8 protein-coding genes are annotated in these 12,643 nt (G+C 70.7%); 5 read left to right on the forward strand and 3 right to left on the reverse strand.

The features are described from left to right. The first annotated feature begins 592 nt into the window (after positions 1 to 592). A complete protein-coding gene (locus ACIBW6_RS27550; RefSeq protein ID WP_399064153.1) occupies positions 593 to 1,441 on the forward strand; it encodes an HAD family hydrolase in 849 nt (282 codons plus the stop codon). Here the strand turns inward: ACIBW6_RS27550 and ACIBW6_RS27555 are convergent. Next, positions 1,438 to 2,394, reverse strand: coding sequence for an IS481 family transposase (locus ACIBW6_RS27555; protein WP_399064155.1), 957 nt, complete (start codon positions 2,392 to 2,394; stop codon positions 1,438 to 1,440). The two genes, ACIBW6_RS27550 and ACIBW6_RS27555, sit on opposite strands and share 4 nt — an antisense overlap. Before the next feature lie 540 nt (positions 2,395 to 2,934). Continuing rightward, positions 2,935 to 3,759, reverse strand: coding sequence for an oxidoreductase (locus tag ACIBW6_RS27560; protein WP_399064157.1), 825 nt, complete (start codon positions 3,757 to 3,759; stop codon positions 2,935 to 2,937). Positions 3,760 to 3,860: 101 nt separating this feature from the next. On the opposite strand from ACIBW6_RS27560, the gene ACIBW6_RS27565 reads away from it, so the two are divergent. Beyond that, positions 3,861 to 4,841: an ATP-binding protein gene (locus ACIBW6_RS27565; protein WP_399064159.1), complete on the forward strand. Its 981-nt coding sequence runs from the start codon at positions 3,861 to 3,863 to the stop codon at positions 4,839 to 4,841. Between the two features lie 6 nt (positions 4,842 to 4,847). Here ACIBW6_RS27565 and ACIBW6_RS27570 read toward each other — a convergent pair whose 3' ends face one another. Further along, entirely contained in the window at positions 4,848 to 6,140 is a 1,293-nt protein-coding gene (locus tag ACIBW6_RS27570) for a hypothetical protein (RefSeq protein ID WP_399064160.1), read from the reverse strand. Between the two features lie 340 nt (positions 6,141 to 6,480). On the opposite strand from ACIBW6_RS27570, the gene ACIBW6_RS27575 reads away from it, so the two are divergent. From ACIBW6_RS27575 to nhaA, 3 genes are all read left to right on the forward strand, one after another. Next, positions 6,481 to 8,856 carry a bifunctional SulP family inorganic anion transporter/carbonic anhydrase gene (locus ACIBW6_RS27575; protein ID WP_399064162.1) on the forward strand — a complete coding sequence of 792 codons (2,376 nt, stop codon included), beginning with the start codon at positions 6,481 to 6,483 and terminating at the stop codon, positions 8,854 to 8,856. Between the two features lie 124 nt (positions 8,857 to 8,980). After that, a complete protein-coding gene (gene acs / locus ACIBW6_RS27580) occupies positions 8,981 to 10,993 on the forward strand; it encodes an acetate--CoA ligase (RefSeq protein ID WP_399064164.1) in 2,013 nt (670 codons plus the stop codon). Between the two features lie 210 nt (positions 10,994 to 11,203). Beyond that, the gene (gene nhaA, locus ACIBW6_RS27585) at positions 11,204 to 12,604 is read left to right on the forward strand and encodes a Na+/H+ antiporter NhaA (protein ID WP_399064166.1); all 1,401 of its coding nucleotides are present in this window, start codon (positions 11,204 to 11,206) and stop codon (positions 12,602 to 12,604) included. Positions 12,605 to 12,643: the final 39 nt, after the last annotated feature.

Below are 12,643 nucleotides of genomic sequence, written 5' to 3' on the forward strand. Positions count from 1 at the left end.
TCCGACCCCCGTCTCCGCGCACGCCTCCGCGCGCCTCCGCGTCCGCCCGCACCCGCGAGCGCTCCGACCACGCGAGGCCCGGCGCCGCACCGCCGAATACCGGCCGCCCCGGCAGGGCCCGGCCATAACGAACCGGCCATGAACACCGGCCCGGACTTCGCGTGTGGAATCACCGTGCAGCGATCCGGGAAATCGTGGGGATCTTGGTCAATAACTGTGGACACGAGAAGGCTTGTGAATATCCCCATCACCCATACCGGTGACAAGACGGAGCCGACGTAAAACTTCCCCAGAGCAGCCCTATGGTCACGGTGTGTGACGGCTCCAGCCCGGGGGCGGTCCGGGCGTCCCCGCGCGAACCACCCGGACCACCCGGCGCGCGGGCATGAAAAAAGGACCCGAAAACGGGTCCGGACATGCGACGACCCCCGCCGGGGGGGAGAGCGGGGGTCGTCCCCACGATCTGACTCGGGGGGGGAGGAGCCAGATCGGGGTTAGCACGGTCGCGAACGATCCGTGACTTCCATGGTGTACCCGAGAGGCTTCTCAAGCAAACCCACACGCCACAGCTTACGCCGAATGGTGGGCGCCTATGCTCAAACTCGTGGAAATCCAGTCCTTGCCCCACTCCATGCCGCGCGCCGCAGCCTTCTTTGACCTGGACAAGACGGTCATCGCTAAGTCGAGCACGCTCACCTTCAGCAAGTCGTTCTACCAGGGCGGGCTGATCAACCGCCGGGCCGTGCTGCGCACCGCGTACGCGCAGTTCGTCTTCCTCGCCGGCGGCGCCGACCACGACCAGATGGAGCGGATGCGCGCGTACCTGTCGGCTCTGTGCCGCGGGTGGAACGTGGAGCAGGTCAAGGAGATCGTCGCCGAGACGCTGCACGACCTGATCGACCCGATCATCTACGACGAAGCGGCGTCCCTGATTGAGGAGCACCACCGGGCCGGCCGGGACGTCGTCATCGTCTCCACGTCGGGCGCCGAGGTGGTCGAGCCGATCGGCGGGCTGCTCGGCGCCGACCGGGTGGTGGCCACGCGCATGGTCGTCGGCGGGGACGGCTGCTTCACGGGCGAGGTGGAGTACTACGCCTACGGGCCGACCAAGGCGGACGCCGTCAAGGAGCTCGCCGCCTCCGAGGGGTACGACCTCGCGCGGTGCTACGCCTACAGCGACTCGGCGACCGACCTGCCGATGCTGAGCGCCGTGGGCCACCCCCACGCGGTCAACCCCGACCGGGCGCTGCGCCGCGAGGCCCTCGCGCGCGCGTGGCCGATCCTCGACTTCCACAAGCCGGTCCGGCTCAAGCAGCGACTGCCGAACCTCTCCGCCCCGTCCCGCCCGGCCCTGGTCGCGGCGGCCGCGGTGGGCGCCGCGGCGGCCACCGCGGGGCTCGTCTGGTACGCCAGCCGACGCCGGACGGCCGCAGCCTCCTAGGGCGTGTTTTGACCCGCAGCGTTGTTGACACGGCTGATCGGTGGCTGGCCGCCGAGTGCGGTGTGGCAGCGGTGGTGGTTGTAGGTGTGGAGGAAGTCTGTCAGGGCTGCTGTGCGTTCGTCGTTGGAGGTGTAGGGCCGTAGGTAGGCCCATTCATCGGCGAGGGTGCGGTTGAAGCGTTCGACTTTGCCGTTGGTCTGTGGCCGGTAGGCGCGGGTGAGTTTGCCGCTCGCGCCGAGTTCGGCCAGGACGTTCTTCCAGGCCAGGCCCTTGCGGTAGGCCCAGGCGTTGTCCGTCAGGACACGCTCGATGCGGGGGATGCCGTGGGCGTGGAAGAAGGCGGCTGCGCGGGTGAGGAATTCCGCGCAGGTCGCGACCTTCTCGTCCGGGTGGATTTCGCTGTAGGCGAGGCGGGTGTGGTCGTCGACGGCGGAGTGGACGTAGTCGAAGTCCATGCCGCGGATCGGCCGGCCCGCCTCGCGCCCGCGGACCTTGTGCCCGCCGCCGTCGGGGATCCGGCCCAGTTTCTTGACGTCGACGTGGATGAGCTCGCCGGGGCGGTCTCGTTCGTAGCGGCGGATCACGGCTCCGGTGGGGCGGTCCATCCAGGCCAGGCGGTTGAGGCCGTGGCGTGTCAGGACGCGGTGAACGGTGGAGGCGGGCAGGCCCAGAACCGGGCCGATGCGGGCTGGTCCGAGCTTGCGATCCCGTCGCAGCCGGCACACCCGGTCCTCCATCGTGGCCGAGGTGCGGTGGGGTGTGCGGTGCGGCCGACTGGAACGGTCGACCAGCCCGGCCTCGCCTTCACGGCGCCACCGGTGGATCCATTTGTGGGCCGTGGCTCGCGAGATGCCCATCTCAGCAGCTACATGAGCGACGGGACGGCCTGAGCCGACACGGTCGACGAGCAGTCGCCTGCCATGAAGAGTCAGCCGGGCATTACGGTGGGACACGAAGACCTCCGTGCGGTGTGTTCCTAGACAGCTCCACCACATCGGAGGTCTTCGCCATGTTCAAGACCCGCCGGTGTCAACAACGCTCGTGATCAATACACCTAGGCGGCTTCCGGCGGCGGGGCCGGCAGAAGGGCGACCGGCGGTTCCCAGCCGCAGGACGGACGCACGCCGCAGGCGCCCGATTCGCCACTACTTGACCGTAAAAGTAAAGAAGTGCGGCCCGGGCTTCCGCTTCCCTCAGGGGAGGAGTACAAAGGAATCAACGGCCCGCGAGACCAGGGACATCCGAGAGGATCACCTTCAACCGCAACAAGGCCCCACGGACCGAAGCATGAACGCCGGGCACCCACGCGACGTCGACCCGTCGATTACGGGCCAGCCGCACCAGGCCACGGGCAACGTCCCGACCTGATGGGCATATCTCGAGGACGCTTGGTAACCCAGCGCTTCATGCCAGCGGCGGTACGAGGAATCGTGCCGCCGCATCCCTTTGTCCGGGGCTGCCCGGGGCCGTCCGAAGCCGTCCGGCCGACCGGCTCAGGCGGCGCCGCGCTGGAGCGCCTCGCACACCGCGGTGGATTCCCGGACCCCCAGCTCCACGGCCTTGCCGCAGTGCGCGATCCACGCCGCCATCCCCTCCGGCGTGCCGGAGACATACCCTTCGAGCGCCGCCAGGTACGCCGCCCGGCCCAGCTCCGCGTGGCCCACCTCCGCCGGGCAGATCGACTTGGGGTCGAGGCCGCTGCCCACCAGGACGACCCGCTCAGCGGCGCGCGCGACCAGGCCGTTGTGCGAGCCGAACGGGCGCAGCGCCAGCAGCTCGCCGTGGACCACGGCCGCGCTCACCAGCGCGGGCGCCGAGGTCCCGCCGATGACCAGCTGCGCGAGCCCTTCGAGCCGCCCCGCCACCTCGTCGGCCGCCGGCAGCGGAAGCTCGATCAGTGGCTCGTCGACCGGCTCGCCCGCCGTGCGCGGACGCCCGACGGCGTCGCCGTGCTCGGCGGCCGCGACCAGGTGCAGCCGGGCGAGCACGCGCAGCGGCGACTGCCGCCAGATCGACAGCAGCTGGCCCGCCTCGGCGGTCAGCCGCAGTGCCGCGCCGACCGCGGGGGCCTGGTCGTCGCCGTCCCCGCCGCTGAAGTCGGTGCGCCTGCGCACCTCTTCGAGCGCCCAGTCGGCGCCGGAGAGCGCCGCGCTGCCGCGCGCGCCGCGCAGCGCGGCCTCGGAGGTGACCTCGTTGCTGCGGCGCCGCATGACCCGGTGTCCGTAGACCCGGTCCACGGCCTTGCGCACAGAGTCCACGGAGTCGCTCACGCCCGCGAGCGTGCCGAGCGTGGCAAGGGGATCGGCTGTCGTACTCATGAGTACGACCCTACGGGCCGGGGGCCCGCCCCCCACGAAGGAGTGGTCTTCTTCACGCGGAACCGGTACTCCGCGGAGTCACACCACTACGCTAGGTGAACATGAAGATCGCTTTCGTGGGGAAGGGCGGCAGCGGCAAGACCACGCTGTCCTCGCTCTTCATCCGTCACCTCGCCACCACCGGGTCCCCGGTCGTCGCCGTCGACGCCGACATCAACCAGCACCTCGGAGCCGCGCTCGGCCTCGACGAGGAGGTCGCGGCCGAGCTGCCCGCCATGGGCGCACGTCTGCCGCTCATCAAGGAGTACCTGCGCGGCTCGAACCCGCGGATCGCCTCGGCCGACACGATGATCAAGACGACACCGCCCGGGGAGGGCTCGCGGCTGCTGCGCGTCGGCGAGAACAATCCGGTCTACGACGCCTGCGCGCGGCCGGTGGAACTCGACGGAGCCACCGTGCGCCTGATGGTCACCGGACCCTTCACCGAGGCCGACCTCGGTGTCGCCTGCTACCACTCCAAGACCGGGGCGGTGGAGCTCTGCCTGAACCACCTCGTCGACGGCAGGGGGGAGTACGTGGTGGTGGACATGACCGCGGGCTCCGATTCTTTCGCCTCGGGCATGTTCACCCGCTTCGACATGACCTTCCTCGTCGTCGAGCCGACACGGAAGGGCGTCTCCGTCTACCGCCAGTACCGGGAGTACGCCCGCGACTTCGGCGTCGCACTGAAGGTGGTGGGAAACAAGGTGCGGGACGAGGGCGACCTCGACTTCCTGCGCGCGGAGATCGGGGACGACCTGCTCGTCACCGCCGGGCAATCGGACTGGGTGCGCGCCATGGAGAAGGGGCGCCCGCCGCGCTTCGACCTCCTGGAGGAGCCCAACAAAGCGGCCCTGCGGACACTCCAGGCCGCCGTCGACGCGACATACGAGGCACGTGACTGGGAGCGGTACACGCGCCAGATGGTGCACTTCCACCGGAAGAACGCGCAGAGCTGGGGCAACGAGCGGACCGGAGCCGATCTGGTGGCGCAGATCGACCCCGGTTTCGTCCTTCAGGAGAGCGTCACCGCATCGGTCTGACCGGCCTCACGACGTGGCGGCCGACGCCTTTGAGGAGGCCGGGGCCGCCGGAGACGCCGGGGCGGGCTTGTCGGCGAGCAGGGCGTCCCAGCCGTGCTCGGGCGCCTTCCCGACCTCCAGCGCGGCCAGCTTGTCGAGGGTCTTCGGGTCCTGGGCGTCGAGCCAGTCCGCCAGCTGGCGGAAGGAGACACAGCGGACCTCCGGCTTCGAGCAGACCGTCTCGACGGTCTGCTCGACGGCCCGCATGTAGACACCACCGTTCCAGGACTCGAAGTGGTTGCCGATGAGCAGCGGCGCGCGGTTGCCGTTGTAGGCGCGATCGAAGCCCGCCAGGAGGCTGTCGCGCATCTGGTCACCCCAGTAGGCGTGCCGGGCGGGGTCTCCCTTGGTGGTGCCCGACTGGTTGACCATGAAGTTGTAGTCCATGGTCAACTGCTCGTAGGAGTGCCCGCGGAAGGGGACGAGCTGCATGGACAGGTCCCACAGGCCTTCCTTCTTCTTGGGCCACAGCTGGTTGTTGACGCCGCTGGTGTCGTAGCGGAAGCCCAGGTCGCGGCCGGCGCGCATGAAGTTCTTCTGCCCTTCGAGGCAGGGGGTGCGGGCGCCGACGAGTTCCTTGTCGTAGTCGAAGGGCAGCGGCGCCGCCTTCTGCGTGCCCGTGTTCGTCTTCCACGCCTTGACGAAGGACTTGGCCTGCTGGATCTCGCTCTTCCAGTCGTCCACCGACCACTCGCCGACACCCCCGCCGCTGCCGCAGAAGTGGCCGTTGAAGTGGGTGCCGATCTCGTTGCCCTCGAGCCAGGCGCCGCGCAGCTGCTCGACGGTGTCCTTGATCCCCTTGACGTCGTTGAAGCCGATGTCCGAACGTCCTGGCGAGTGCTGCGGCGGGTGGTAGAGCTCCTTCTTGGCCCCGGGGAGCAGGTACACGCCGCTGAGGAAGTACGTCATGGTCGCGTGGTTCTTCTTGGCGACCTCGCGGAAGTGCGAGAACAGCCGCTGGCTGTCCTCCCCGGCCCCGTCCCAGGAGAAGACCACGAACTGCGGGGGCTTCTGTCCGGGTCTGAGCCGCTTGGCGGTCGGCAGGTGCGGCTGCCGGCCGGTGTACGCGGTCGAGCCGTCGCCGATCAGCCGGACGGCGGCGGGCGCGGCGGGCGCGGCCTTCTTCGGGCCGCCCGCGCCCGGGTCGCGGACGGGGGGTGTGTCCGGGTGTGCGCACCCCGCGAGGGCCGCGGCGCACGCCGCGGTGGCGGCGACGGCCGCGGTGATCCTCAGGGTGGCGATCCTCTGGGTGGCGGCCATCTTCCGCCCACCTACTTTCTGGAGTCGGCCTGCAAGACGGTGAACTGCGGGAGCCGCCCGCGGATGCACGGGCGGCCCCGTCAACGTCGCACGAGGATCGCGGAGTATTAGTACGACAAGCCGACTTAAATTACGAATAGCTCCATGGGGTGAATGCTTAGGCCATTTGCCCCATTTATCCGACCCCAAGCTTTACTCTGCATTACGGTCCATTTACCGAGTGTTGTATTTCCTCCCGCCGCTGCACGCCGTGAACCACGGCCGCGAAATCGACCCCGCCCACCGCTTCGGGGTCCCCCACCTTCCGCGACCGCGCTGCACCCCTCAGGAGACGGGATCCATGACAGCTTGCGTACCCACCCGCGCCAGTGACCCCGACCGGACGGACGAGCCCACAGCCACCGCCCGCACGGCGCACAGCCCCCCACCGGCGCCCCGCCGCCGCTTCCGGATCGCGGGGGCCGACCTGTCGGCCTCCATCGCGGTCTTCCTCATCGCCCTGCCCCTCTCGCTCGGCATCGCCCTGGCGACCGGCGCCCCCCTGGAGGCGGGCCTCGTCGCCGCCGCCGTCGGCGGACTCCTCGCCGGCCTGCTGGGCGGCGCCCCGCTCCAGGTCAGCGGCCCCGCGGCCGGCCTCACCGTCGTGACCGCCGAGCTCATCCAGCGCTACGGCTGGCGGACCACCTGCGCGATCACCGTCATGGCCGGCCTCGCCCAGCTCGGCCTCGGCTGCCTGCGGGTGGCCCGCACGGCGCTCGCCGTCAGCCCCGCCGTCGTCCACGGCATGCTCGCCGGGATCGGCATCACCATCGCCGTCGCCCAGCTGCACATCGTCCTGGGCGGCACCCCCGAAAGCGCGGTCCTCGACAACTTGGCGGCGCTCCCGGCCCAGTTGGCCGACGCCCAGCCGGCCGCCTACGGCGTGAGCGCCCTCACCCTCGCCGTCCTCTTCTCCTGGCCACGCATCCCGGGCCGGGCCGGACGCCTGCTGCGCAAGGTGCCCGCGGCCCTCGTCGCGGTGACCTCGGCGACCGCCGCCACCGCCCTGTTCGGCCTGCGCCTGCCCGCGGTCGACCTGCCCTCCTGGAGCAGCCACGCGCTCGCCGGGCTGCCCGACGGGCCCGTCCTCGGGATCGCCGCCGCCGTCCTGACGACCACCCTGGTCTGCAGCGTGCAGTCGCTGCTCGGGGCCGTCGCCGTCGACAAGCTGGCCGCTTCCCGCCCCGACCTGCCTCCCGCGGCCCGCCGCTCGAACCTGAACAAGGAGCTGCTCGGCCAGGGCGCGGCGAACATCGTCTCCGGCTCGCTCGGCGGGCTCCCCGTCGCGGGGGTCGCGGTCCGCTCGGCGGCGAACGTGAACGCGGGCGCGGTCAGCCGGAACTCCACGATGCTGCACGGCGTTTGGGTAGTAGCGGCCACGCTGCTCCTGGTCCCCGTCCTGGAGCTGATCCCGCTCGCCTCGCTCGCCGCCCTGGTGATGGCGGTCGGCATCCAGATGGTCTCGCTCCACCACATCCGCACGGTCACCCGCCACCGTGAGGTCCTGGTCTACGTGGTGACCACCCTCGGTGTCGTCGTGTTCGGCGTTCTCCAAGGCGTGGGGCTCGGGGTCGCGGTGGCCGTCGCCGTCGCGCTCCACCGCCTCGCCCGCACCCGCATCACCCACGAGGAGGACGCGCGGGGCGGCCACCATGTGCGCGTGCGCGGGCAGTTGACGTTCCTCGCGGTGCCGCGGCTCAGCCGGGTGCTGCACCAAGTACCGCACGGCGCGCAGTGCGTCGTGGAGCTGGACGGATCATTCATGGACCATGCCGCGTACGAGGCCCTGCAGGACTGGGAGAAGACACACACCGCGCAGGGCGGCCAGGTGGAGCTGGCGGGGCGCGGCGGGCAGCGGATCGCCGAGCCCGCGAGCGCGAGCCACTCCTGCTGCCGCCCCTGGACGCCGTGGCGCAACCACCACTGCGACCGCCCCTCCGACCCGGCGCCCGAGACCGCCCCGCCGCGCGGCGGGCACCATCTGGCCAGCGGGATCAGCGCGTTCCAGCGCAACACGGCCCCGCTGGTCCGCGAGGAGCTGGCCCGGCTGGCGAAGGAGGGACAGCAGCCGACGCAGCTCTTCTTGACCTGCGCCGACTCGCGTCTGGTCACATCGATGATCACGTCGAGCGGCCCGGGCGACCTCTTCGTCGTGCGGAACGTGGGGAACCTGGTCCCGCTGCCCGGCGCCGAGAGCGGCGACGACTCGGTGGCGGCCGCCATCGAGTACGCGGTGGACGTGCTCAAGGTGCAGTCGATCACCGTCTGCGGGCACTCCGGATGCGGGGCCATGCAGGCCCTGTTGAGCACTCCGCCCGCCGGGACCGGGGCGCTCACCCCGCTCAAGCGGTGGCTGCGGCACGGCACGCCCAGCCTGGCGCGCCTCGCCGACCAGGGGCTGCCCGGAGCCCGGCTCGCCGGCCGGGAGCCCGCGGACGCGGTCGAGCGGCTCAGCCTCGGCAACGTCGTGCAGCAGCTGGAGCACCTGCGGGCGCACGAGTCGGTGGCCGCGGCCCTGGCGCAGGGCAGATTGGAGCTGCACGGCATGTACTTCCACGTGGGTGAGGCGCAGGCCTACCTGCTGGAGGAGTCCGACCTCGTCTTCGGACAGGTCGCCGCGGCCTCCTTCGACGAGAGCGAGGTCGGCGGCGAGGTCACCGGCGCCACGCGGAGCTGAACCCTGCCTCTCCCTCTCCCGTGCCACGGATGAGACCGTACGGCTCCCGGCTCCTGCGGCCGGGAGCCGTCTACAGGTCTAAACCAATTCGCCGACCCCCCTTGTCACCGGGGGGCGGCGTCTGATGAGCTGTGGTTTGGGACACAACGGTCGCCCGGCGAAGCACCGTAAGGGAGATGTCGTGAGCAACGAAAGCCTGGCCAACCTCTTGAAGGAGGAGCGTCGCTTTGCGCCGCCCGCCGAGCTGGCGGCGAACGCCAACGTCACGGCGGAGGCGTACGAGCAGGCCAGGGCTGACCGGCTCGGTTTCTGGGCCGAGCAGGCCCGCCGCCTGAGCTGGGAGACCGAGCCGACCGAGACGCTTGACTGGTCGAACCCGCCGTTCGCGAAGTGGTTCAAGGACGGCAAGCTGAACGTCGCCTACAACTGCGTCGACCGGCACGTCGAGGCCGGGAACGGCGAGCGGGTCGCGATCCACTTCGAGGGCGAGCCCGGCGACAGCCGCGCGATCACCTACGCCGAGCTGAAGGACGAGGTCAGCCGGGCGGCGAACGCGCTGACCGAGCTGGGTGTCCAGCAGGGCGACCGGGTCGCGGTCTACCTGCCGATGATCCCCGAGGCGGTCATCTCGATGCTGGCCTGCGCGCGCATCGGCGCCGCGCACTCCGTCGTGTTCGGCGGGTTCTCCGCCGACGCCATCGCCAAGCGCATCGAGGACGCCGACGCCAAGGTCGTCATCACCTCCGACGGCGGCTACCGCCGCGGCAAGCCCTCCGCGCTCAAGCCCGCCGTCGACGAGGCCCTCACCCGCGTGTCGGTGGAGAAGGTCCTCGTCGTGCAGCGCACCAAGCAGGACGTGGCCTGGACCGAGGGCCGGGACGTGTGGTGGCACGACGTCGTCGGCCGCCAGTCGGCGGAGCACACCCCGCAGGCGTTCGACGCCGAGCAGCCGCTGTTCATCCTGTACACGTCGGGCACGACGGGCAAGCCCAAGGGCATCCTGCACACCTCCGGCGGCTACCTCACCCAGGCCTCCTACACCCACCACGCCGTCTTCGACCTCAAGCCCGAGACGGACGTGTACTGGTGCACGGCCGACATCGGCTGGGTCACCGGCCACTCGTACATCACCTACGGGCCGCTCTCCAACGGCGCGACGCAGGTCATCTACGAGGGCACCCCGGACACCCCGCACCAGGGCCGCTTCTGGGAGATCGTGCAGAAGTACGGCGTCAGCATCCTCTACACGGCGCCCACCGCGATCCGCACGTTCATGAAGTGGGGCGACGACATCCCCGCCAAGTTCGACCTGTCCAGCCTGCGCGTGCTCGGCTCGGTCGGCGAGCCGATCAACCCCGAGGCCTGGGTCTGGTACCGCAAGAACATCGGCGGCGACCGCTGCCCGATCGTCGACACCTGGTGGCAGACCGAGACCGGCGCCATCATGGTCTCGCCGCTGCCCGGCGTCACCGAGACCAAGCCCGGCTCCGCCCAGCGCGCCCTGCCCGGCATCTGCGCGACCGTCGTCGACGACGAGGCCCACGAGGTCGGCAACGGAGGCGGCGGCTACCTCGTCCTCACCGAACCGTGGCCCTCCATGCTGCGCACCATCTGGGGCGACGACCAGCGGTTCATCGACACCTACTGGTCCCGCTTCGAAGGCAAGTACTTCGCCGGTGACGGCGCCAAGAAGGACGACGACGGCGACGTCTGGCTCCTCGGCCGGGTCGACGACGTCATGCTCGTCTCCGGCCACAACATCTCCACCACCGAGGTCGAGTCCGCGCTCGTCTCCCACCCGGCCGTCGCCGAGGCCGCCGTCGTCGGCGCCAACGACGCCACGACCGGCCAGGCCATCGTCGCCTTCGTCATCCTGCGCTCCAGCGCGAACGCCGACGACGAAGGCCTCGTGGCCGAGCTGCGCAACCACGTCGGCTCCGTACTCGGCCCGATCGCCAAGCCCAAGCGGGTCCTGCCCGTCGCCGAACTCCCCAAGACCCGCTCCGGCAAGATCATGCGCCGCCTCCTGCGCGACGTCGCGGAGAACCGCGCGGTCGGCGACGTCACCACCCTCGCCGACTCCTCCGTCATGGACCTCATCCAGACCAAGCTGCCGGCAGCACCGAGCGAGGACTGAGCGGCCGCCCCGCCCAGGGCGGCGGCAGACGGAACGGGCATCCGGCGAGCGCGCCGGATGCCCGTTCCGTGCGTATCGTGATGATCAACAGGCACGTCCGGTACACCCGGTAGGGTGAAGACGCGTCACGAACGCGTAAGCAGTCCACAGGGTGTGCCGGGAAGTCTGGTCGGCGAAGTCATCAGCCGTACCCGACCGGAGGTCCCCTCAGTGAGCGCCCCCCAGAAAAGCGACCGCACCATCTTCGGCCGGCTCTCCCTGCCCGAGCGGACCTACCTGACCGACGCCCTGCGGACCGAGACCGTCGGCGGGCTGCTGCTGCTCGTCGCCGCCGTCGCGGCGGTCGTCTGGGCGAACGTTCCGGCGCTGCACCACAGTTACGAGACCGTCCGCGACGTCCATCTGGGGCCCGGCGCGCTCGGCCTGAACCTCTCGCTCGAACACTGGGCCGCCGACGGCCTCCTGGCCGTCTTCTTCTTCGTCGCCGGCATCGAACTCAAACGCGAACTCGTCGCGGGCGACCTGCGCGATCCCCGCGCCGCCGCTCTCCCGGTCGTCGCCGCCGTCTGCGGCATGGCCGCGCCCGCCCTGGTGTACACCCTGGTGAACGCCTTCGGGGACGGGTCCCTCGGCGGCTGGGCGGTGCCGACCGCGACCGACATCGCGTTCGCGCTGGCCGTCCTCGCCGTCATCGGCACCTCGCTGCCCGGCGCCCTGCGCGCCTTCCTGCTCACCCTGGCGGTCGTCGACGACCTCCTGGCCATCCTGATCATTGCGGTCTTCTTCACCGACGACCTGAACTTCGCCGCGCTCGGCGGCGCCGCCGCCGGTCTCCTCCTCTTCTGGGTGCTGCTGCGCAAGGGTGTCCGCGGCTGGTACGTCTACGTGCCGCTGGCCCTCGTCATCTGGGGGCTGATGTACAACAGCGGCGTCCACGCCACGATCGCCGGTGTCGCCATGGGGCTGATGCTGCGCTGCCACCGCCGGGAGGGTGAGGCGTACTCCCCCGGCGAGCACATCGAGCATCTGGTGCGCCCGCTCTCGGCCGGTTTCGCGGTGCCGCTGTTCGCCCTGTTCAGCGCGGGTGTGATGGTCTCCGGTGGTGCGCTCGGCGACGTGTTCGCCCGGCCCGAGACGCTCGGGGTGGTGCTCGGCCTCGTCGTCGGCAAGGCCCTCGGCATCTTCGGCGGCACCTGGCTGACGGCCCGCTTCACCAGCGCCTCGCTCTCCTCCGAGCTGGCCTGGCCCGACGTGTTCGCGGTCGCCTCGCTCGCCGGGATCGGCTTCACCGTCTCACTGCTGATCGGCGAACTCGCCTTCGCCGACGACGCCCTGCTCACCGACGAGGTCAAGGCCGCCGTGCTCGTCGGCTCCGTCATCGCGGCGCTGATCAGCGGCGTCCTGCTGAAGATCCGCAACGCCAAGTACCGGGCCCTGTGGGAGGCGGAGGAGCGCGACGAGGACGAGGACGGGGTGCCCGACATCTACCAGGTGGGCCGTCCGGAGTACCACCTGCGGATGGCGGCGCTCCACGAGGAGAAGGCCGCGGAGCACCGAAGGCTTGCCGAAGTGGCGGCCGGGGAAGGCGCCGGGGGCGAGCGTCCGGCATGATCTGACAACAAGTCCGCACATCCGGAGCATCCACAGGCT

The organism is Streptomyces sp. NPDC049813, from assembly GCF_044465085.1.
In the GTDB taxonomy this organism is placed as follows: domain Bacteria; phylum Actinomycetota; class Actinomycetes; order Streptomycetales; family Streptomycetaceae; genus Streptomyces.